The sequence below is a fragment of the Glycomyces sp. NPDC050141 genome (assembly GCF_055586545.1).
The window spans coordinates 48,289-69,344 of the sequence record NZ_JBVJHZ010000025.1; the positions used below are offsets into that span (position 1 = coordinate 48,289).

17 protein-coding genes and 1 pseudogene are annotated in these 21,056 nt (G+C 66.0%); 6 read left to right on the forward strand and 12 right to left on the reverse strand.

From position 1 onward, the window contains the following. The first annotated feature begins 52 nt into the window (after positions 1-52). From ACZ60M_RS16000 to ACZ60M_RS16015, 4 genes are read left to right on the forward strand one after another with little or no spacing between them, the layout of a single operon-like run. Positions 53-1,567 carry a class I adenylate-forming enzyme family protein gene (locus ACZ60M_RS16000; protein WP_465418716.1) on the forward strand — a complete coding sequence of 505 codons (1,515 nt, stop codon included), beginning with the start codon at positions 53-55 and terminating at the stop codon, positions 1,565-1,567. After that, complete coding sequence (locus tag ACZ60M_RS16005; RefSeq protein WP_465418718.1) at positions 1,564-2,820, forward strand: type III PLP-dependent enzyme domain-containing protein; 1,257 nt, start codon at positions 1,564-1,566, stop codon at positions 2,818-2,820. Before ACZ60M_RS16000 ends, ACZ60M_RS16005 begins: the two co-directional genes overlap by 4 nt. 13 nt (positions 2,821-2,833) lie before the next feature. After that, positions 2,834-3,982, forward strand: coding sequence for an acyl-CoA dehydrogenase family protein (locus ACZ60M_RS16010; protein ID WP_465418720.1), 1,149 nt, complete (start codon positions 2,834-2,836; stop codon positions 3,980-3,982). A gap of 38 nt (positions 3,983-4,020) precedes the next feature. Continuing rightward, positions 4,021-4,278: a phosphopantetheine-binding protein gene (locus ACZ60M_RS16015; RefSeq protein WP_465418722.1), complete on the forward strand. Its 258-nt coding sequence runs from the start codon at positions 4,021-4,023 to the stop codon at positions 4,276-4,278. A 234-nt stretch (positions 4,279-4,512) separates the two neighbouring features. On the opposite strand, the gene ACZ60M_RS16020 is transcribed toward ACZ60M_RS16015, so the two are convergent. The 3 genes and pseudogenes from ACZ60M_RS16020 to ACZ60M_RS16030 form a co-directional block, all read right to left on the reverse strand. Then, complete coding sequence (locus ACZ60M_RS16020; protein ID WP_465418771.1) at positions 4,513-5,031, reverse strand: restriction endonuclease subunit S; 519 nt, start codon at positions 5,029-5,031, stop codon at positions 4,513-4,515. A 3-nt stretch (positions 5,032-5,034) separates the two neighbouring features. Continuing rightward, positions 5,035-6,873, reverse strand: a pseudogene (locus tag ACZ60M_RS16025) (HsdM family class I SAM-dependent methyltransferase); the annotation flags it as partial. Positions 6,874-7,208: 335 nt separating this feature from the next. Then, on the reverse strand, positions 7,209-8,630 hold the full coding sequence (locus ACZ60M_RS16030; protein WP_465418723.1) for an endo-1,4-beta-xylanase: 1,422 nt from the start codon (positions 8,628-8,630) through the stop codon (positions 7,209-7,211). A 325-nt stretch (positions 8,631-8,955) separates the two neighbouring features. Between ACZ60M_RS16030 and ACZ60M_RS16035 the strand changes: the two genes are divergently transcribed. After that, a complete protein-coding gene (locus ACZ60M_RS16035) occupies positions 8,956-10,440 on the forward strand; it encodes a non-reducing end alpha-L-arabinofuranosidase family hydrolase (RefSeq protein WP_465418725.1) in 1,485 nt (494 codons plus the stop codon). A gap of 46 nt (positions 10,441-10,486) precedes the next feature. Here ACZ60M_RS16035 and ACZ60M_RS16040 read toward each other — a convergent pair whose 3' ends face one another. From ACZ60M_RS16040 to ACZ60M_RS16060, 5 genes are all read right to left on the reverse strand, one after another. Next, complete coding sequence (locus tag ACZ60M_RS16040) at positions 10,487-10,840, reverse strand: ADP-ribosylation/crystallin J1 (protein ID WP_465418727.1); 354 nt, start codon at positions 10,838-10,840, stop codon at positions 10,487-10,489. After that, the gene (locus tag ACZ60M_RS16045) at positions 10,837-11,952 is read right to left on the reverse strand and encodes an ARPP-2 domain-containing protein (protein ID WP_465418729.1); all 1,116 of its coding nucleotides are present in this window, start codon (positions 11,950-11,952) and stop codon (positions 10,837-10,839) included. Before ACZ60M_RS16045 ends, ACZ60M_RS16040 begins: the two co-directional genes overlap by 4 nt. Further along, complete coding sequence (locus ACZ60M_RS16050) at positions 11,940-13,394, reverse strand: hypothetical protein (protein WP_465418731.1); 1,455 nt, start codon at positions 13,392-13,394, stop codon at positions 11,940-11,942. Before ACZ60M_RS16050 ends, ACZ60M_RS16045 begins: the two co-directional genes overlap by 13 nt. Before the next feature lie 216 nt (positions 13,395-13,610). Continuing rightward, positions 13,611-14,999, reverse strand: a complete 1,389-nt coding sequence (locus tag ACZ60M_RS16055; protein ID WP_465418733.1) for a cellulase family glycosylhydrolase — start codon at positions 14,997-14,999, stop codon at positions 13,611-13,613. A gap of 102 nt (positions 15,000-15,101) precedes the next feature. Beyond that, positions 15,102-15,602, reverse strand: a complete 501-nt coding sequence (locus ACZ60M_RS16060; protein WP_465418734.1) for a DUF4395 domain-containing protein — start codon at positions 15,600-15,602, stop codon at positions 15,102-15,104. A 42-nt stretch (positions 15,603-15,644) separates the two neighbouring features. On the opposite strand from ACZ60M_RS16060, the gene idi reads away from it, so the two are divergent. After that, positions 15,645-16,268: an isopentenyl-diphosphate Delta-isomerase gene (idi, locus tag ACZ60M_RS16065; RefSeq protein ID WP_465418736.1), complete on the forward strand. Its 624-nt coding sequence runs from the start codon at positions 15,645-15,647 to the stop codon at positions 16,266-16,268. Between the two features lie 24 nt (positions 16,269-16,292). Here the strand turns inward: idi and ACZ60M_RS16070 are convergent, their stop codons facing one another. The 4 genes from ACZ60M_RS16070 to ACZ60M_RS16085 all read right to left on the reverse strand — a co-directional run bounded on the left by ACZ60M_RS16070 (position 16,293) and on the right by ACZ60M_RS16085 (position 21,009). Beyond that, positions 16,293-17,057, reverse strand: a complete 765-nt coding sequence (locus tag ACZ60M_RS16070) for an enoyl-CoA hydratase-related protein (protein WP_465418738.1) — start codon at positions 17,055-17,057, stop codon at positions 16,293-16,295. Positions 17,058-17,070: 13 nt separating this feature from the next. Further along, positions 17,071-18,354, reverse strand: coding sequence for a ferredoxin reductase domain-containing protein (locus tag ACZ60M_RS16075; RefSeq protein WP_465418740.1), 1,284 nt, complete (start codon positions 18,352-18,354; stop codon positions 17,071-17,073). After that, a complete protein-coding gene (locus ACZ60M_RS16080; RefSeq protein WP_465418742.1) occupies positions 18,351-19,943 on the reverse strand; it encodes an amino acid adenylation domain-containing protein in 1,593 nt (530 codons plus the stop codon). The genes ACZ60M_RS16075 and ACZ60M_RS16080 overlap by 4 nt, the downstream gene beginning before the upstream one ends. Positions 19,944-20,085: 142 nt before the next feature. Beyond that, positions 20,086-21,009, reverse strand: a complete 924-nt coding sequence (locus ACZ60M_RS16085) for a LysR family transcriptional regulator (protein WP_465418744.1) — start codon at positions 21,007-21,009, stop codon at positions 20,086-20,088. Positions 21,010-21,056 lie beyond the last annotated feature (47 nt).

Genomic DNA, 21,056 nt, shown 5'->3' on the forward strand with positions numbered 1-21,056 from the left:
TTGCCGTTCAGACCACATGACGCTCCGGCAAACTTTTCAAGGCGGGTGATCGATGGACGTGGCCGCAATCGACGGCTCCGATCAAGGGGGCCTTTCGTCGGAAAAGCGACCTGCGCTGGTGCACAGGCTACTGGCGACCGCTGCGAGACGCGGTCCGAAGGCTGTCGCCTTGTTCGATGGAGAGGGCTCCTTCACGTACGCCGAACTGCTCCATGAAGCCGGGCGCTTCTCGCAATGGCTGCTTGACCGCGGCGTCGAAAAGGGGGATCGGATCGCAGTGGACGCACTGCCCGATCGCCGGTTCGCCGCGATGCTATACGGCTGCCTCGCCATCGGCGCCGTGTGCGTTCCAGTCTCCGCCTCACTCACGGCTCCGGAGCGCGATTACCTGCTCGGCGACGCCGGGCCCGCTCTTGCCGTCTCTGATCAACACCCGCCGACCACCTATGAGCGGAGCACCTTCTCCCCTCGAAAGGTATGGGGCAGCCTCCCCGCGTCGCCGCTCGCATTCGATCGGTCGATCGCTGACCACACCGATCCCGCGATACTCATCTACACGTCGGGCAGCACTTCACAGCCCAAGGGCGTGCTCTGCCGACATGAGCAGGTGGCGTTCGCCGTCGCCGCTATCGCCTCCCGCTTGGGTTACCGCCCTGACGACGTCGTGTTCACACGCCTGCCGATGTCCTTTGACTACGGGCTGTACCAGGTCTTCCTCTGCGCGGAAGCCGGAGCGGCGATCGCCCTCGCGTCCCCCGGGTCCGATGCCATGCTCCTCAAGGACATCGAGTCTGTCGGAGCCACTGTCGTGCCGTTGGTCCCCGCGCTCGCGGACATGCTGATCATGCTCGCCCGTCGCAGAGGCGCCGACAGGACCGTCCGCCTGTTCACCAACACCGGCGAGCGGCTGGACCCCGACCGCCTCATCTCGCTGAGGAAATGCTTTCCCAGGGCCGCAGTGCAGCTCATGTACGGTCTCACCGAATGCAAGCGCGTCACCATCGGGTTGCCCGACGGCGACCTCTCACGGCCGGGCTCGGTAGGCCTCCCTCTTGACGGGACCACCGTGACCGCAATCGATCCCACAGGAAGGGTGTTGGCACCGTTTGAGACCGGCGAACTCGTGGTCACGGGCCCGCATGTCATGGCCGGGTACTGGCGGGAGCCGGATCGTACGCGAGAGGTGTTCCGCAGCGGAGACGACGGCCTTGTCAGGCTGCATACCGGCGACTGGGGGCACCTCGACGCCGAGGGCTTCGTCTATCTGAGCGGCCGTCGGGACGACCAGTTTAAATCTCGCGGCGTGCGTACTAGCGCCACCGAGATCGAGCAGGCGGCGAACACCGTCCCCGGCGTCCGCCGAGCGGTGGTGCTGCCGCCTCGCGGGGCTGACGAAGCGGTGTTGTGCGTGGTCTCGGACCTTCGCTCGGAGGCGGTACTGCAACGCCTCCGAGAAGCGCTGGAGCCGGCGAAGGTTCCGCGTGTGTGCATAGTGTTCGCATCGCTTCCCCTGACCTCCAACGGAAAAGTGGACCGCGCGCGCCTTGCCGAGCAGGTGCGCGGATGACCACTCACGAGGCCGCGTCCTTGGCGGCGCAATATGGGACCCCGCTGTACATCTACCGACTCGAGAACGTCGTCGAGGCTTGGCGGGATCTGACGGCCGCGCTGCCCGCGCCCTCGCTGCTCCATTATTCGCTGAAGGCCAACCCGCACCCAGATCTTGTGAGGACGCTGATCGGGCTCGGCGCCAGGCCGGAGATCAGCTCCCCTGGCGAACTCGACGCCGCACTCGACGGCGGAGCGCCTGCACATGAATGCCTCTACACGGGCCCGGGAAAATCCCAGCACGAGATCGCCTATGCAGCAAAGAAGGGCGTGCGCCGCTTCTCGGTCGAGTCGGTGCAGGACTACCTCCGGGTCGGGCAGGCAGCGGCCGCTGCGGGCATCCGTGCCGAATGTCTCGTCCGATTGAACGGCCACCCCTCGGGAGCCACGGGCCTGCGCATGAGCGGCACCGCATCGCAGTTCGGTGTAGAACTCGACGACATCAAGGAGCTTCGGAACGCTTTCGCCGCAACCGATCACACACTCGTCACGGGCTTCCACCTCTTCCCGGTCAGCAATGCCCGCGACGAGGAGAGCCTCTTGGAGGCCTTTGTCGGCAGCGTTCGGCACGCGTGCACCGCGGCGGACGCACTGGGCGTAGAGCTCGAGATGCTCGACCTCGGCGGCGGCTTCGCGGCGCCGTACGCGACGCCGGGTGACCGCCCTGTGTACCGCACGCTCAAACCCGCACTCGAAGCGACCCTCGACGAACACCTGCCGGAATGGCGCAGCGGCCGGCCACGGATCGCCTTCGAATCCGGCCGCTACCTCGTCGGCGACTGCGGCAGCTATGCCGCCACGGTCATGGACGTCAAGTACTCCGGCACGCGTACGTTCGTCGTGCTCGACGGGGGTATCAATCACCTCGGCGGCATGGCCGGCCTCGGCAGACTCCTCCGCCCGAGCGCCGTGCCCGAGCCGAGCGGCGACCCTGTGCAGACAGCCACCCTGGTCGGCCCGCTGTGCACGCCAGCGGATGTCCTCGGTCTCAACGTCGAACTTCCACTCATCGCACCGGGCGACCTGCTGATGTTCCCCAATACCGGCGCCTACGGGCTCAGCGCCAGTCTCCATTCGTTCCTTAGCCGGTCGGCGCCCCCGGAGATCGTGCTCGAACGCGACATGATCGTGTCAGCGACTCGGACACATTGCAGCAGAAGCGCACTCAGAAAAGCACGTGATGCAGAACAGGCGGGCCATGAACGGGCGTGAGGTTCGGAAACCGGTGGAGCTGGCACGGGAGTCGGTGGAAGTCCTCGCTGAGCATGCCGCCGAGGCGGACCGCGCCGCTGTGTTCCCCGCGGCAAGCATGCAACGACTACGCGACAACGGGCTACTCGGGCTCTTGGTGCCGGAGCAGTTCGGCGGGATGGGCGGCGACCTCGCGGATCTCGCGGAGGTCGCACAGGTCCTCGCTGCTGGCTGCCTGTCCACGGCCATGGCTTGGGCGATGCACTGCCAGCAAGTCGATGTGCTCGTTCGGCATGCATCGAAGGGCCTGGCCGAGACGCTGCTCCCACGTATCGTCCAGGGCAGCCTCTACCTCGGCTCAGTGACCACCGGTCCCGCAGGCAGCACGCTTCTGTCCAATTCCTCACCGGTACAGAAGGCGGGGGAAAACCTCGTCGTTCACCGCGACGCGCCCATCGTGACCGGGGCAGTGCACGCCGACGGGTTCCTCATCACGATGCGATCCTCGGCTACAGCCGCCGATCACAGCGTCAGCCTGATCTACGCCGACCGGTCCCAGCTGACCGTCGAACAGACGGGCGACTGGGACACCCTCGGCATGCGCGGCACGGAGAGCCTGGGGATCTCGCTCACTGGAGCCGTCCCCGACGCTCAGGTCGTGGGTCCTCCCGGCGGATTTCGTCCGATCGCCGTTGAGTCGATGGCACCGACCGGGCACATCGCCTGGGCTTCTTGTTGGCTGGGAGCAGCGCGGGCGGCCACGTCGGATTTCACCTCGCTGCTGCGTTCATCTGGCAGGCCGCGAAGCATCGACGTCTCTTCTGATCTGTTCAGAGAACGGCTGGCGAGGATCCGAATCGACCTGGAGCTCGTCGGTGCCTACCTCCATCGGGTGGTCGACGAAGTGCTCGAGCTCCGGCGACAGGGCGCGAGCGTCGACACGCCGCAGACCCAGATTCACATCAACACGCTGAAGGTCGCGGGATCCGAGCTGACCTACCGTTCGGTCGACAGGCTCGTCCAACTCGCCGGTCTCTCGCTCGGATACCGCAGGGGTTCGGCACTGGCACTCGAACGACGCCTCCGTGATCTGCGCTCCGCAAGCCTCAACTATGCGAACGATCGATTGCTCACTGCGACCGGGGCTCTCAGCCTACTGGACCGCGCAGTGACCGTCATTTGAAACCCCAGTACCCCAACTAACACACAGGAGCAAACAACTTGAACGAATGGATGAATGAGTACGACCAGATGATCCGCCCCTACCTCCCGCTCCTCGACCCCAGAGTACCGCTGGATCCAAACGACCGGCTGTCTGACCTGGGCCTAGATTCGATGGGAACCGTGGGGCTCCTCATCGAACTCGAAGACGCATTCAATGTATCGATTCCAGATGACCTACTTACTTCCTCTACATTCGACACTGCTACCGCACTTCGGAATGTGATCGAGTTGCTTCGCACTCCCGAGTCACCGTAACCAAAACGAGCATCCGGAAGACGGGTCGCCACGTGAAGGGGACGAAGCTGGCAACCGTCGGACGCTTCTCAACGGTAGCCAGGCGTAGCAGCAGGGACTGTGCCAAATCTGCAGCATTATCCGAACACCGGGCCGTTATATACGGCCCGGTGTTCGGCACTTCGGGCCCCAAATGACTGCGGTGTTCGGGCAGCGGCGGCGTGAACGGCGACGAGACCTGGTCGGCACTGACCTTCAGGTAAGACTGTCAACCGCGGTGGCAAATGGGAGTTCCTTCATGAGATTCTCCATTGCCTGCCAGTCAGGTAGACCCTCAGAATTCGCTGGAAGCCTTACGGAGGTGGACACCATACGGGCGAGAGTCCATTTGTATCCATACGTAAATCTGCTGCGACCATGTTTGATAATGGCAGCAATGAACAACATGCAGAATCGCGAAATCTGCTCCCTGGGTATGAGTACGTTGACATCATCGCAGGCGAAGAATGGTCGATCCTGGTAAAATGCATTCCCTACACTATTACCATTATAAACAACAGTTAGGCAGTGACCTTGGAAGTTAGGCTTCAGATCAGCCATATCGGTCACGCCATTGTTCTTCTCTGTAGCTCCGATGAAACGGGTAGCGCCAGGATTCCGGTCCGCTTTGGTAACACGTTGCCCTTTTTGAATGAGGAACAGATCCCCAAGGGTAAAGTCAGCCCAAGTTTGAGTGGGCACGACCGCGTCGACAGTAGGTTGAGCCTCTTTCATTGCGAAGAGAGAATAGTCGCGCAATGATTCATGGAATGCCACTCGGGAAAGTGAGTCATAGGCTGTTTCCATGTAAGATTCAGCAACCCACTCATCATCCGGGCCCACCGCTGCAGTAACCGATTCGCCTGGATGTACCTCACGATTTCGCCAGGATTCCACCCATCGATCGCGAATGCTTGTCCACGCATGCTCACGATCAACTCGACCAAGGTTCTTAACCTTCACAAAACCATCGTCACGCCAGTAGCCAAACCAGGTCTTCTTGTTTGACTGTGAGTGCGGTATTCCTGCAGTAAAGACCATAATACACGTGACGACGCCGACCGGATGAAAGATTTCCGGCGGCATGGACATTACTGCTTCAAGGGTGTGTTTTGAAAGGATGTCGAACTTTTCGGATGAGTTCTTGGTTGCGCAGGATACGGGGACAATCGCAACTCCAGTTCCACCACGTTTGAGCATGTCAAGCATGTTCTCAACGAAACGCAGTTCCGAGAGATCTTGATTTGACTTAGCATAGGGAGGATTCACAAAGCCGATATTTGGCTGGAGGGACTTACCTTTACCGCCCTTATGACCACGCACCGCTTCTATGATTGCTGAGTCAAAACAAGATCCCTGGTACAGGTTTGTTTTGCCGTCTCCGCGGAGAATCATATTAGAGGCCGCTAGCGCATACATACTTGCTCGCTGCTCGACACCAATTAGCCTATCGCGCTTAATGGAATCGATCTCAATTTGCGTCGTGGCAGTCTTTGTCATTTGCATCATTGCAGAGATCAGGAAACCACCTGTGCCAGCACAGGGGTCGAGAACCACATCATCCTTCGTAACATTTGCAATGAGCGCAAACAGTTCAGTTGCATGTTTCGGCGTAAGAACGATTCCAAGACCCTTGCCATCGCCGCCGGTGTACTTAAGAAATTCACCATAGAATTGACCGACTACATCGTAGTCCCGATAGATCGTCATGAAAGGCAAGACACGGTCAGCCAGAAGCCGCACAATCTCATTCAGCAGCCCTTTTGGGTAGCCCTTCGTCGGCTTCCTCAGTTCTGGATGGACCTCAATATTTGTGAACGGCTGGGTCATATTGTCGACTTTTGGCGTCGGAATCTTGGCTTTCTTGGTTTCATTCTTAATAGTCTGCATCCAGTACCCTGGAAGCTCATGTGCCGGGTAATGGTCATAAGTCTTGGCGAAGACTTCGTTGCTAAGCGCGATTAGTGTACCGGCCACCGCAAGCGGCTTCTCCTGCTCACTCATCTCAGCCTCATCGCGCATAAATGCATGCATTTCTTGCGAGAATTGAATGAGGTCGCGCTCTCGCTGCTTGTGGACCACCTGATCAAAAGAAGCAGCCCGGATGAGATCTTCCATGCCGATCATCTGGTTCACTTCCGCGCCAGTAGGGGCGACCAAGACCTTGCCCTCGAATTCACCTTTCGGCACAAGAAAGAATGAAGCCCTGTGTGATTTGGAATCACCGCTTACCGCAATCGCGATTACGGTGTACTCGGCAGACAAATGCCCGGCATAATGAAGCACGCCATCTACGGCATATTCAGCAGGCTTATCCCTGTTCCGCGATTCATGCTTGCCAACCGCAGCCTTGCATTCAATTACCACCACCATATCAGGGGTATCCGGGGCAGTGATAATGAATTCCGGATAACCAATGCCGCCTTTGCCGGTCTTAGATGCCTTCGAAAGCGCGGAACGAATCGCCTTGATTGCGGATTGCTGCTTCTCGACAACAATTGATTCTTCATCCTCAAAGTAGCCGAGCTCCCGCAGCCAGCCATTTACCAAGTCCTCAGTGACGCGCTCATTCACCATGTCGTCTCCGTCTTTGCCTTGCAATGAACCTTGCACACGAAATTCTTTCATAGTCTCGCAAGCCTCCGTCAAGGACCTTGGTGATGCTCGGCACATCTTGCCTTCTGATGAAGCCCATAACCAGGGCATGGACCTCGAAGTCATGAGGGGCTCTGGAACAGGTCACCTTCCGCCAGAGCCGTAAGCCAGGCTGGAGTTTGACACAAAGCGGGACGACTGAAGGTTTGACACGCCCGACGTGCCCAGGGCGCCGTACTACGTCAGAGCAGCGCTGCAAGACGAAGGAAGGCCCGGATCTGAAGATCCGGGCCTTGCTTTCTTATTGGGGATGGGTGTTAGAGGGCCCAGCGTTGGTTGGTGGCCCCGGTGCAGGTCCAGAGTTGGACTTTGGTGGCGTTGGCGGTGGCGGCTCCTGCTACGTCGAGGCAGAGGCCTGAGGCGGCGTTCGTGATGGTGCCGTTGGAGTTGAGGTTCCACTTCTGGTTGGTGCCGCCGTGGCAGGTCCAGATGATGGCGGCGGTGCCGTTGGCGGTGCCGCCTCCGGAGGCGTCGAGGCACTTCTTGGAGGTGCCGGTGTAGACGGAGAGTTCGCCGTTGGCGTAGGTCCATTGCTGGTTGGCGCCGCTCCAGCAGTCGTAGATCTGGAGTTGGGTGCCGTTGGTCGTCGACTGGTTGGGGACGTCCAGGCAGCGGTTGGACGCGGCGGAGACGACGGGGCCGGTGTCGCCGCCGCCGGGGGTGCCGTTGTTCAGGGCCGCGAGGACGGAGTGGTAGGCCGGCTTCTTCTGGTAGTTGCCGTCGAAGAGGAGCGGGTTGTCGGTGCGCCAGGAGTACTTGTCGGTGACGCCCCAGACGGTGATGCCGGTGCAGCGGGCGATCGCCATGCAGGCCTTGGTGACCGTCTCGAAGGTGGCGGCCTGGCCGGTGCCCTGGCCGACGTCGAGTTCGGTGATCTCGACGGCGACGCCGAGGTCGGCGAAGCGCTGGAGGTTGGCCTGGTAGCTGGACAGGTTCTCGTTGTGGGCGAGGTGGGACTGGAAGCCGACGCAGTCGATCGGGACGCCGCGGGCCTTGAAGTCGCGGACCATGTTGTAGATCGCGGTGCTCTTGGCGTTGATGGCGTCGGTACCGTAGTCGTTGTAGCAGAGCCGGGCGTTGGGGTCGGCGGCGTCGGCGGCGCGGAAGGCCTCCTCGATCCAGCCGTTGCCGAGCTGCTGTTGGAGGTTGGACTGGCGGCGCGAGCCGTCCCACTCGAAGGCCTCGTTCACTACGTCCCAGGCGAAGACGTCGCCTTCGTAGTGGTTGGCGACGCCGGCGATGTGGTTGAGCATGGCGTTGCGCAGGTTCTGGCCGGTGAGGTTTTGGGCCCAACCCGGTTGCTGCGCATGCCAGACGAGGGTGTGGCCGCGGACCTTCATGCCGCGGGCCTGCGCCCAGGAGACGATCTGGTCGCCTCCGGAGAAGTTGAATTGGCCGGGGTTCGGCTCGGTCGCGTCCCACTTCATGGCGTTCTCGGCGACGACGGAGTTGAACTCGGCCGCGAGCGTGTTCGCGTAGGCGGCCTCGCTGAGGCGGTTGCCCGCGACGGCCGCGCCGAAGTAGCGGCCGCTCTCGGCGGCTGAGGCGCCGAGGGTGGTCGCGGCGTGTGCGGTCCCGGAGGACAGCACGAGGGCGGTCGTGGCGGCGAGGCTCGCGGTCGCGACTGCGGCGACTGTGGACCAGACGCGGTGCCGTCGCCTCGTTGGATTGTCGGTCATGGTGCTCCCTGTGGTTTCAGGTGCTCAGGAGGCGGTGCGGCCGGCGATACCGGGACTGCCGCGCGCACGCCCTCCGAGGCGTCGAAAGTTTCCGGATGAACCTCGAAACTTAAGTGATTTGAACTATAGATATAGTTCGATGTCTCGTCAAGCGGTGCATCCGGGCGGTTCGACGGCCGTCCGATGACATCGAACTATTTACATATGACGAACCTGATGTCTATCCTGAGTGCACGCCTAGCGTTCGGTAAGACGACCGAAACTTTCGAAGACCCCTGGAGTTGTTAGCGATAACCACCAGGGGTCCTGATCAGAGAGGCAACCCATGAGACACCCGACTCGATGGCGATCGTGGATCGCGCTGCTGGCGGCGACGCTGGCAGGCACGCTCGCAGCGGCGACCTTGAGCGCAGCCCCGGCACAGGCCGCACCGCTGCCCGCACCCTTCCAATGGAGCTCGACCGGCCCGCTGGTCGCCCCGCAGCAGACGGCCCCCGGCCGGACCCTCGTGTCGATCAAGGACCCGTCGGTGGTCAAGGAGGACGGCAAGTACTACGTGTACGCCACCACCGCCGACACCAACGGCGGCTGGTCCCTGACCTCGTTCGGCGGGTTCACCGACTGGTCCCAGGCCGGGCAGGCGCAGCAGTACCACCTGTCCCAGACCCCGATCGGCGGCGGCTACCGGGCCGCCCCGCAGGTGTTCTACTTCGAGCCCGACAACCAGTGGTACCTGATCTACCAGACGGGCCTGCCGTCGTTCTCGACCCTGTCGCACCCGTCGCAGCCGCAGAGCGTCTCGGCGCCGAAGAACTTCATGAGCAACCACGGCATCGCCGACGCCGGGTCGTCGTACATCCTCGACTACTGGGTCGCCTGCGACGAGGTGAACTGCTACCTGTACTTCAACAACGACAAGCAGAAGTTCTACCGCGCCAAGACGACCGTGGCGGAGTTCCCGAACGGCTTCGGCGACGTCGAGCTGTTCATGGAGGCCCCCAACCAGAGCCTGTTCGAGGCCACCAACGTCTACAAGGTCGGCGACTCGGGCCTGTACATGCTCATCGTCGAGGGCATCGGCTCGAACGGCGTCCGCTACTTCCGGTCCTGGACCTCCACTCGGCTCGACGCGAACTTCTCGCAGTGGACCCCGCTGGCCGACACCCAGTCCAACCCGTTCGCCGGGTCCGCCAACGTCTCATTCCCCGGCGGATCGTGGACGAACGACATCAGCCACGGCGAGATGGTCCGCGTCGACGGCAACCAGACCATGGAAATCGACCCCTGCAATATGCAGTACCTCTACCAGGGAAGGAATCCCAACATCGGCGGCGAGTACTCGCAGCTGCCGTACCGCCTCGGCCTCCTGACCAACACCAACCCCACCGCGGACTGCGGCGGCAGCGGCGGCGGGAGCGACTCGGGCCAGTTGCGCGGCACCGGCTCCGGCCGCTGCCTCGATGTGCCGAACCAGTCCACGACCAACGGCACGCAACTGCAGATCTACGACTGCTGGAGCGGCGCGAACCAGCAGTGGACGTACGCGAACGGCGAGATCTCGGTCTACTCCGGTTCCTCGAAGAAGTGCCTTGACGCCTCGGGCGGAGGCACCGCGAACGGGACCGCCGCGATCATCTGGTCGTGCCACGGCGGATCGAACCAGAAGTGGACCCTGAACGCCAACGGCTCCATCACCAACGCCGCCTCCGGCAAGTGCCTGGACGTCGCGGGCCTCGCCACCACCAACGCCACGAAGGTCCAACTCTGGACCTGCACCGGCGCCACCAACCAGCGCTGGACCCTCACCTAATCGAACCACCATGTAGATGACCGGGCGGCCCTCGCGGGCCGCCCGTTCATGCCCGGTATTCGGCGACGAGTTCGATGGGGCCGAGGAGGTGCCGGTTGAAGGCGTCGAGTTCTTCGGCGGGGACCCACAGTTCGAGTATCGTGCTGCCGCCGACCTGCTGGACGGGGTAGCGCTCGGCGAAGGCGCCGTCGAGCTGGAAGCGGGTCACGTACCCGACGCCGTCGCGCGGGGCGTTCCAGTCGCGGGCGATCTTGGCCGCGTACTCCTTATTGAGGACCGGGTAGAAGATCGGCTGGTCGGGCAGGCGCGGAGGCCATGCGGTCCAACCGGATTCGCGGACGAGCGCGAGCTCGGCCGGGCCGCAGGGACGCCACAGGGTCAGGGTCTTCGGGTCGGTCATCGCGTGCCTTTTCGGTCCATCGAGAGGTAGTGGTCGAGGTGGTCCTGGCGGAGGAGCAGGCCGTAGCCGGAAGCGTCGAGGCGTGCGGCCAGGGCCGGGACCACGATGCCCATGGCGGCGGCCGACGCCTCCAGGTTCCAGCCGTGTTCCGAGAGGGTCTGCAGGAGGCGGCCCCGGCGGGACTGGGCTTCGGAGAGCCGGAACGTGCGGAGGTAGGCGAGGCGGCCGTCGTCGTCGGTGATCGCTTCGCCCACATGGGTTTCGCGGCCTGGTTCGAAGCGCGGACGGAACCGCTGGAGGGTGTACCGCTCCATCTGGTATTTGGCGGTGAAGACGTAGTCGGCGTCGAGGAGCCCGGCGGCCATGACGCCGTCGTGGAAGCCGGTCCATTCGCGGTGGGCGGTGTCCATCGCGGCGCGCAGGTCGGCGGGCGTGCCGACGGCGTCCGCGTCGAGGCGCACGCGGTAGTCCGGGCTGTCGCCGTGGAGGTGCGCGTACCGCCAGACGAGTTCGCCGAACCCGTCCTCGATGAGGGTCGGGTGCAGTGCCCGGTAGTCGTCCGGGTGCGGGGTGACGACGGCGGCGGCGAGTGCGTCGGCCACGTACAGCAGGACGCCGCACTGTCCATGGTGGATCTCGAAGATGCGCAGTGCGTCGGCGAGCCCTTCCACGTCGTAGCCCGCGTACAGGCCTTCCCGATGCTGCGGGAGCGCCCGGCGGAACGCCCGCGTGGACCATTCCTTCCAGGCGATGGCCGGGAAGGTGAGCGGCAGGAAGGCCTCCAGCGCGGTCTGGTGCGGGACGAAGCGCACGCGGGTCCGCCGTTCGGGTTTCGCCTTCGGCCGCAGGGATTTGCGCACCGTCTTGGAGGGCATGCGCAACGCGGTGCCGAGGGCGGGGACGGCGGTGCCGTCGTCGGTCCATTCGGCGACGAGGCCGTGCGGCGAGTAGCAGCAGCGCGGCTCGTACGCACGGGCAGGTTCGTCGGAGAACCCGTTGGGGTGCAGCCGCAGTGAGGTGATCGGCTCCGGGCGGACGAGCGGTACGAGTCGGATGCCGCCCCAGACCTGGCCGGGGCGGGTCTGGAGGCCGTCGAGGGTCAAGCGCTGCATGGCGTCTCCTCGCCGAGCCAGCGTTCGACCCGCGTCCCGATGTGCGCCCGCAGCTCGGCGAGCCCGGTGCGGCCGGTGGAGAAGCGGGCGAACGCGACGAGTTCGGGCAGGTCCTCGGCGTCGCGGATGCCCACGGTGGGTGTGGTGGGCGCGAGGCGGCGCACCTCCAGTCCCGCGGCGTCGAACACCGGGTTCAGATGGGCCACAGCGGTCTTCCCCTCGGGGTCGAGCCGCTGCTCCCACACGCGCAGCACTTCGGCGGCCATGCCGGCGGGCGCGTTGTCCCAGCCGTCGGAGACGACCACCAGCAGGTCGGGACGCGTCTCGAGCCCGTCGAGGATCCGCTCCCCGAGCGCGGTGACGCCGCGGGCGCGGACCATCAGCGGGTCGTCGTTGCCCGACAACCACAAAGGACGATAGTCGCGGGCGAGTTCCCGCAGCAGGAAGTGCGCCGCGAGCGCTGCGACGAGCGGCCGCCGACGCTTCTCGCTCGACCCGCTCGCCGAATAGCTGTCGTCGAGCACCGCCGCGACCCGGCCCCAGGTCCCGGCCCGCAGGCCCGCAACGCGGAGGGCCGCCGCGCGGAGCGCGTCGGTGAGCTCCAGCCGCCGCTCCTCGCGTTCCTTCACTGGCAGCGCGAGCACATAACCGGCGAGCCTGGTGAGCGGCATCCGGGAGAGGTCGGCGACACCCGAGACGAGATGGCTCGCTCCGATCCGGGCGGCCGACCGCTGGAGCCGCAGCCGTTCACCGCGCGTGAGCTGCGGCGCGATCTTCTCCAGGAACTCGGGGCGACCGATCCGGTGCTTGGCGGCGAAGCCTTCGGCCACCGTGTACGGCAGCTCGAACACGGCCCGCCGGTCGAAGTGCGCGCGCCGCCAGGATTCGAACAGCGGGGTGCTGAACCGCCCTGCCGCATGCCATCGGAACAGGAACGCGTCCAGCTCCCCGCCTGGCAGGTCGTCGATCTTCAAGTGCGCGTGGCGGACCGCACCGAGGAACGCGGACCGGTACTTGACGGCCTCGAAGGCGGGGTCGGGGCGGGCGGTGAGCCATTCGCGCATGACCGCGCGGGTGCGCCGGTTGTTGACCCGGGCCTTCCGCAACGCCGTGAACAGGTGGTAGACCCGGTTCGTCGGCATGCGGGCGAGCGACTTGGCGATGAGCCGGCCTTCGACCGCCCGCTGGTCTTCGCTCGCGTCTCGTCCGGTCTGCAGGAGCCGCATGACGATCGCTGCGGCGTTGCGGTCGTTGACGCCGAGCGTGAGCGTGGCCGCGTACAGGTCCCGGTAGTTGACGAGCATGTACTCGTGCAGGAACTCCATGGACCACTGCTGGGCGTCCGCGTCGGAATGGAACTCGCGCTGGCCGGTCGAGGCGATGGCGGCGCTGACGAACAGCAGCACGTCTTCAGCGGCGGTGCGGTCGGCGACGAGTTCCATTGGGGCGTCCGGGGTCTCGAGAGGTGGGGGCGCCGACCGGGGAATGAGTGGCACGAAGGCGAATTGGCGTTGAACAGACGGATCCGGGAGTCGCACCAGAGTCCCGCGGTCGGCACCGCTCACACTACTGTCCTTTTCGGCTTCGCCGCCACCGAATAGGGGGACCCCCAAGGGTAGGCGGCCCAGGCTGAAAGGCCTGGGCCGCTTTGATTTCGGCTAGTCGAGGTTTTGGATGACGAAGGGGGCGTGGCCGTGCAGGTAGTTGTCCCAGCCTCCGGTGAGGGGGGCTCCGGTGCTCAGGAGGTTGGTGGAGTCGGTGCCGACGTCGAGTTTCCAGGCGGTCCAGGAGATGCCGTTGGCGGCCATCCAGTCGATCCAGGTCTGGGCTTCGGTGAGGCAGGTGCGGCCGTCAAGGCCGCCGTCGGCGGCGCTGGCGCCCCATTCGGTGACGAAGAGGGCGAGGCCGGCGTCGATAGCGGCGTCGGCTTTGTCGCGGTTCCACTGGGAGTGGGTGCAGGAGTAGAAGTGGAGGGTGTACATGAGGTTGGTGCCCGCCACGGGGTCGGCGGCGGCGACGTCGACGTCCTGGGACCAGGTGGGGGTGCCGAGGACGATGATGTTGTCGGGGTCGTGCTCGCGGATCGCGGCGGTGACAGCCTGGTGGTACGGCTTCACGGTGCCGCTCCAGGAGACCTGCTCGGGCTCGTTGTAGGTCTCCCAGATGATGTTCGGGAGGTGGCCGTAGCGGTCGGCGAGGTCGCTGAAGAACGCGACTGATTCGGCCGTGTGCTGGTGCGCGGCATGGGCGTGGAAGTCGACGATGACGTAGACGCCCGCGGTCGCGGCGTTGTTGATGACGGTCTCGACCTCGGCCTTCCAGCCTTCGGGGTCGGAGAGGTACGCGCCTTCGGGTTCGACGCCCATGGCAACGCGGAAGACCTCGATGTTCCAGTTGTCGCGCATCCATTCGAGCGCGGAGAGGTTCTGCGCGTACGGCTGGGTCTGCCAGTGCAGCCACATGCTCGAGACGCCCTTGAGCTGGACGGCCGCACCGGATTCGTCGCACATCTTGGTGCCGCAGACTTGGAGCTTGCCGTGTGCTTCGACGGGGGTGCCCGCGGGGGCGGGGTCGGTCGGTTCCTCGGTGGGTTCGGTGGGTTCGGGCTCGGTGGTCTGCTCGCCGCCGCCTTCGCCGCAGAGGGCGCCGTTGAGTTCGGCGTTCGCGATGTCACCGGGGGTGCCGTTGGCGGTGAAGCCGAAGACCTCGCGGGTCTGGCCTGCGGCGATGGTGGCGTTCCAGCCGGCGTCGGAGCCGGTGAAGTGGGAGCCGCTGAGGGTCGGGTTGGTGACGTTCCAGGCGCTGATGCCGGAGACAGCGCTGGTGAAGTCCCATTCGACGGTCCAGTCGTCGACCGCTTGGGCGGTGGTGATGCTGATGTTGGCCTGGAAGCCGGAGCCCCAGCTGCTGACGACGTTGTAGTCGACTTCGCAGCCGGGCGCGGCGTTCGCGCCCTGGGACGCGACGATCGTGATCGCACCGGCGCTGAGCGCCGCTACGGCCGTGCCGATGATCGCCGTCAGCTTTCGCCTTCGGTTCGCTTGCATGGTCTGCCCTTCGGTTGCCGGTATCTGGGGAAGCGCTCCCAGATGTTACATCGGAGTTTGTCAATGTATCGGCGTCGGGTCAAGGGCATCGCCCAGGTGGGATCAGGCGCGTTCGAGGGCGGCGTCGGTGCGGGCCTGGATGTTGTTGCAGGCCTCGCAGACGCTGTCGGGGATGAGGCCGACGCGGGTGAGCAGGGCGAAGATCTTGCAGCCCAGGCAGAACGCGAAGAACGCCTCGAGGGCGGCGGCCGTCATGAGGGCGGCCAGGACGATCCACCCGGCGAGCTCGAGCCCGGAGAAGAGCAGGATCGCGGCGGTGATGGAGAAGGCCGCGCCGATGCCCTGGGCGAAGCGCTTGGGCGGGCCGGGGACGGGCTTCTCGGCGGCGGGCAGGCGCGGGGTGACGACGCGGGTGACGAGCTGGCCGAGGACGCTGAGGGTCGGGCCGGTCGCGACGCGGGCGATGAAGCCGAGCGCGATCACGGCGACGAGCCATTCGAGCTGGAACGCGAGCGCGGCGGCGCTCATGGCGACCACGCCTGCGGCCACGAGTCGGGCGGAGACCTCGTTCACGGGGTTGGGGAAGCTGAACAGGCGGCGCATGGGCGTTTCCTTAGGCGGGCGGAAATCGGGGCAAGTCAGCCAATGGTAGCGCCGCGCCCGTGGCAGGGCGCCGCCCGAGCGATACCATCGGTGCCCGATCGACTACGGGGGGCTCGTGTGGGGGAAGCGGCGGAGACGGTCGTGCTGCTCGGGGAGGACGGCACGCCGGTCGGGACGGAACGCAAGGACCGGGTGCACGGGGCGGCGACGCCCCTGCACCTCGCGTTCTCCTGCTACGGGTTCGATGCCGAAGGGCGCCTGCTGGTGACGCGGCGCGCCGATTCGAAGCGGGCGTTCCCGGGGGTCTGGACGAACACGTGCTGCGGGCACCCCGGGCCCGGCGAGTTCATGGAGGCGGCGGTCGCGCGGCGGTTGGACTCGGAGCTGGGGATCAGGGCTGTCGGGCTGGTGTGCGCGCTGCCGACGTTCCGGTACCGGGCCGAGTCGAACGGGGTCGTGGAGAACGAGATCTGCCCGGTGTTCCTGGGCTGGGTCGCGGGCGAGCCCGAGCCCGACGCGGCGGAGGTCGGCGAGTTCGGCTGGGTCGACTGGGCCGAGTACGTCGCCCGGGCCGAGCGGGAGGACTCGGACCTGTCGCCGTGGTCGCGTCTGCAGGTCGCGCAGTTGCAGCGCTGGGGCCTGGTCGAGCGGTTCCTCAACGGGTGAGGGCGCTCGACCAGGCGCCGGTGCCTAGCGGCCGGTGAACTCGGCTTCGCGTTTCTCCTTGAACGCCCGCATCCCTTCCTTCTGGTCCTCGGTGCCGAAGAGCCCGTGGAAGACCTTGCGTTCGTAGCGGATGCCTTCGGCGAGCCCGGTCTCCAGGGCCTGGTCGACGCAGTCGCGGGCGGCCATCGCGGCGAGCTTCCCGTACCAGGCGATCTGCTTGGCGACGGCGTTCGCTTCGGCCGCAAGGCGGTCGGCGGGCACGACGCGGGAGACGAGGCCGATGCGCTCGGCCTCATGCGCGTCGATGAGGCGGCCGGTGAGGATCATGTCCATCGCCTTGGCCTTGCCGACGAGCCGGGTGAGCCGCTGCGTGCCGCCGATGCCGGGGATGACGCCGAGGGTGATCTCGGGCTGGCCGAACTTCGCGTTGTCGGCCGCGATGATCATGTCGCACATCATCGCGAGTTCGCAGCCGCCGCCGAGCGCGTACCCGGAGACGGCGGCGAGCTTCGGTGTCCGCAAGGCCGCGAAGGACTCCCAGCCCGCGAAGTAGTCCTCGGCGATCATGTCGGCGGCGGTTTTCCCGGCCATCTCGGTGATGTCGGCGCCCGCGGCGAACGCCCGCTCGGAGCCGGTGATCACGAAGCAGCCGATGCCGGGGTCGGCGTCGAGCGTGGTCAGTTCACCGACCAGTTCGGTCATGAGTTCGGTGTCGAGGGCGTTGAGGACCTCGGGCCGGTGCAGGCGCACCAGCACGACCCGGCCTTCACGTTCGATCTTGAGTCGCACTTTCGCTTCCTTCCTAGGAGTCCCAGATGGCGCCGTACGCGGGGATGCCCCGGCGTTCGAGGCCGTGGACGACCTGCCAGGTGAGCTTCTTGTTCGAGATGCAGATGACGGCTTCGGCGCCGAAGTCGCGGTAGGCGGCGCACGCGAGCCGGATCATGTCGGGCTTGCCGTGCCGCGCGGTGTCCCAGATCCGCGCGTCCGGTTGCACCGCAAGGATCTCGTCGACGAGCTCGTCGCCGAACGTGTCACGCGGCGCACGCGTCGACCACACCAGCAGCGCCGGGACCTCCTGCGCGAGCAGGTGCGGCAGGCACGGCCCGATGCCGCTGCCCGTGGCGACGTAGACGACCTTGCGGAACAGGACTTCGATGTTCGCCACGCCAGCGGTCGTGATGCCCTTGACCCACACGTGCGACGGCAGGTCGTCGATGAACCGGCCCGTCCAGTCCCCCGCTCGCGAGATCGTCAGCCGGAAGCCGTGCTCGTCGGGCGACGGGATGTTCGCGAACGAGTGCCATTCGAGCAGCGGCGACCGGCTGATCGCGGTCGAGGACCCCGCGAACGGCTTGCGGCCGTGGGTGAACCGCGCGATCGCCACGTGCGACGACGGCCGTTTGATGTCGACCGGGACGCGGCGCAGGCGTGTCCACGGCGCTATGACCGCGATCGTGATGGCCGCCAGGACCCAGAACTCCAGGACCGCGAGGGCGGGTTCGCCGCCAGACCGGATCTGCGCGATCGTCATGGCCCACAAGAGGACGAGCGAGAGCCAGCCGCCGAAGCGGTGGACCAGCTCGAATCGGTTGTGGTTCTTGGCCCGCAGCTTCGGGATCGTCGTCACCAGCATCGCCCCGAACAGCGCCACGAGGGCGTAGGCCGGGACGAGGATCGGCGAACCGACGCGCTCCACTGTGGCCAGTACGGTGAAGGCGCCGAACCACAGCGAGCCCGCGAGCGCGCCGCCCACGTGCAGGCCGCCGAAGTGGTAGACCTTCGCGAGCGTCCACCGGATCTTGAGCGGCCACGTCACCGGCGCGGCGGTCGCAAGGCGGAACAGCAGGTTGATGAGGCGCTGGCGGCGGATGAGGATCGCGAGGGCGAAGTTGCACAGCGCTGCGCGCGAAGCGGTCTCGGCCGTGATGTCGGTCGTGAACAGGACCACGAGGTTCACGATGATGACGGCGGCGGCGAGGCGGTTGAAGTGCATGAGCGCCGGGTGTTTGAAGGCGCGCCGTGCGAGTGGGAGGAGCGGCGGGAGTTCGACGTCGTCGATCCGGTCGGTCTTGAGCTGTGTCATGCTGTCGCCTCCCGTCCGATGCGGGCGAGGCGCAGGAGCCGCGGTTTGTCGATCTTGCCCCGATCCGTGAGCGGGAGCGCTTCCATAACGTGGATCACGTCAGGGACGCAGTAGTACGGCAGCGCTTCGGCGACCGCCTTGCGAGCGAGCACTGGGTCGACCGCGGCGGGCTGGACGAACGCCGCGAGCGTGCGGTCGTCGAGCTTCACCGTGGCAGCCCGGACGCAGCCCGGAACCCCTTCCAGCACAGCGGATACGGCGTCGAGTTCGACCCGGAAGCCGCGGACCTTGACCTGGTCGTCGGTGCGCCCGAGGTGTTCGAGCTCGCCGTCGGGGGTCCAGCGGCCGAGGTCTCGGGTGCGGAACATCGCGCGGCCGCCGCCCAGGAACGGGTCGGGCGCGTACCGCTCGGCGTTCAGCCCTGGATTGGCCAGGTAGCCCGCCGAGACCCCGTCGCCGCCCGCCCACATCTCGCCGACTTCGCCTACCGGGCAGGGGTTCCGGTGCTCGTCGAGGATGTAGACCGTGTTGTTGGGGGTGGGCCGGCCGATCGTGAGGCGGCCCCCGGGACGGTGGCGCTGCATCGTGTTCACGATGGTCGTCTCCGTCGGGCCGCAGCCGTTGTAGAAGACGGCGCGCGCGGCCCAGCGGTCGGCGAGCGCGGGCGGGCACGGCTCGCCTGCGACGGCGACAGTGCGGATGCGTTGGCACGCTTCGGGATCGATACGAGAGAGGATCGTCGGGGTCGCGATGAGGACTTCGACGTTCCTTGCGGCCGCGGCGATATCGTCGCCGCGGATGTGCAGCGTGCCGCCGTGGACGAGGCAGCCGAGGATCTCCCAGGCGGCCATGTCGAACGCGATGTTGAGGATCTGGCCCACGGTGGTGCCGGGCCGGATGCCGAGGTCGCCCGGCTCGGTGAGCAGGAGGTTCGCGACGTTGGCGTGGGTGACCGCGACCCCGTTGGGTGTACCGGTGGTGCCCGATGTGAACAGGATGTAGCAGGCGCTCCCGGGGTCGGTGTGGACGCGCGGCGGCGCCGCTTCGGTGCGTTCGCGCATCGTCTCGTCGATGTCGATGCCGAGGAGCCCGGGCGGGAGTGCCACGGGCGCATCGGTTTGCGTGAGGACGATGCGGCAGCCCGAGACGTCGAGGAGGTGCCGGAGTGCCGGGGTCCGGACCATCTTGGCGTCTTGGGGCACGTAGGCCGCGCCGGTCTTGAGGATCGCGAGGATGCCGACCAGCATGGGGAGGCCGCGGCGGACGACGAGCGCGACGCGGTCGCCGGGGCGCACGCCTTCGCGGACGAGTCGCGCGGCGAGCCGGTTGGCGTGGCGTTCCAGCTCGCCGTAGGTGAGGCGCCCACCCTGGTGTTCGGCGGCGGTCGCCGATGGCCTTGCGGCCGAGTGGCTCTCGATGACGCGGTGGATTGCCGTTCGCGGGACGTCGCGGGAGGGGCCCCATCCGAACCGGCGGAACAGGCGCGCGTCCCGTTCGTCCAGTGAGGACGTCCTGCCGGGTTTCTCCAGGAGCGGCGTACCGCTCTTTCGGTAGTTGAACGATGGCTGTGTGTAGTCGATTTCAGGCATAGGTCACCCGTCAATTCGCTTGCGTTTGCTTGAATCCCAACCCTTTCGGTACGTGAGGTGTGGTAGCGCTCACACGAGAGAAAGTATAGATTTCAATCAATATGAAGTCAATGCGCGTTCTTCGCGAAACGGGCGGCGTGGTCTAGGCGGCGGCCACCGAGAGGTCGCGGGGGACGTCGAGTTGTTCGCGCGCTTCGATGGCGGTGTCGACGCGGGCGGCGAAGGCCTCGACGGCGGCGGTGCGTTCGTCGGCGCGCCAGGCCAGGCCGTAGCGGACGGGCGGGGCGTCGAGGATCTGGAGGTAGGCGATGCCGGGCCGGGGCTGGTGGGCGGCGGTGTGGGCGCCGGTGAGCAGGGCGCCCTTGCCTGCGGCGACGAGCATGAGCGCTTCCTGGAGGCTGGTGGTGCCGGGCCCGGCGGGGATCGGGCGGCCGTCCGGGGTGGCGCGGGGTGGGCGGCGGTAGTCGGGGACGTCGCCTTCGATGGCGAGGAGGGCGGTCTCGGCGAGGTCGTCCAAGGTGAGCCAGGGCCGGGACGCGAACGGGTGGCCGGTGGGGACGGCCAGGACGCGGGCCTCGGTGAGCAGCGTCGGGCCCTTGCCGAGGTCGTCTTCGCGGACGGGGAGCTCCATGAACTGCACGTCGTAGTACCGGTCGCGCAGCTGCGTGAACGGGTCGGTGTACGACATCTCGCAGATCTCAACGGCCAGTTCGGGGTAGGCGGCGCGGAGGTCGTCGGCCGCGCGGATCGCGATCTCGCCGGTGAGCGAGTCGGCGAAGCCGACGCGGAGGGTCCCGCCGATGCCGCGCGCGGCCGCGGCGGTGCGGGCGAGGGCGCGTTCGATGGCGCGGTGGTGGGGTTCGACCTCCTCGCGGAAGCGCGCGCCCAGCTCGGTGAGGGCGACTGAGCGGCTGGTGCGCTCGAACAGGGGCGCGCCGAGGCGGCGTTCGAGGCGCTGGACGAGCTGGGAGACGCGGGCGCGGGAGAGCCGCATCCGCACTGCCGTGCGGCCGAAGTGCAGTTCCTCGGCCAGGATCAGGAAGCACTCGAGCTCGTCGCGTTCCATCGGGCTCCTCCGTATCGGTAAGTCTGACTTACCGAACGTTGCGTTCT

Bases quoted from the DNA above. Each gene is read 5' to 3' on its own strand.
- ACZ60M_RS16000 (WP_465418716.1), top strand. From the start codon at position 53: ATGGACGTGGCCGCAATCGACGGCTCCGATCAAGGGGGCCTTTCGTCG.
- ACZ60M_RS16005 (WP_465418718.1), top strand. From the start codon at position 1,564: ATGACCACTCACGAGGCCGCGTCCTTGGCGGCGCAATATGGGACCCCG.
- ACZ60M_RS16020 (WP_465418771.1), bottom strand. From the start codon at position 5,031: ATGAAAGAGGCTCAACCTACTGTCGACGCGGTCGTGCCCACTCAAACT.
- ACZ60M_RS16030 (WP_465418723.1), bottom strand. From the start codon at position 8,630: ATGACCGACAATCCAACGAGGCGACGGCACCGCGTCTGGTCCACAGTC.
- ACZ60M_RS16035 (WP_465418725.1), top strand. From the start codon at position 8,956: ATGAGACACCCGACTCGATGGCGATCGTGGATCGCGCTGCTGGCGGCG.
- ACZ60M_RS16040 (WP_465418727.1), bottom strand. From the start codon at position 10,840: ATGACCGACCCGAAGACCCTGACCCTGTGGCGTCCCTGCGGCCCGGCC.
- ACZ60M_RS16045 (WP_465418729.1), bottom strand. From the start codon at position 11,952: ATGCAGCGCTTGACCCTCGACGGCCTCCAGACCCGCCCCGGCCAGGTC.
- ACZ60M_RS16050 (WP_465418731.1), bottom strand. From the start codon at position 13,394: ATGGAACTCGTCGCCGACCGCACCGCCGCTGAAGACGTGCTGCTGTTC.
- ACZ60M_RS16055 (WP_465418733.1), bottom strand. From the start codon at position 14,999: ATGCAAGCGAACCGAAGGCGAAAGCTGACGGCGATCATCGGCACGGCC.
- ACZ60M_RS16060 (WP_465418734.1), bottom strand. From the start codon at position 15,602: ATGCGCCGCCTGTTCAGCTTCCCCAACCCCGTGAACGAGGTCTCCGCC.
- idi (WP_465418736.1), top strand. From the start codon at position 15,645: ATGGTAGCGCCGCGCCCGTGGCAGGGCGCCGCCCGAGCGATACCATCG.
- ACZ60M_RS16075 (WP_465418740.1), bottom strand. From the start codon at position 18,354: ATGACACAGCTCAAGACCGACCGGATCGACGACGTCGAACTCCCGCCG.
- ACZ60M_RS16080 (WP_465418742.1), bottom strand. From the start codon at position 19,943: ATGCCTGAAATCGACTACACACAGCCATCGTTCAACTACCGAAAGAGC.
- ACZ60M_RS16085 (WP_465418744.1), bottom strand. From the start codon at position 21,009: ATGGAACGCGACGAGCTCGAGTGCTTCCTGATCCTGGCCGAGGAACTG.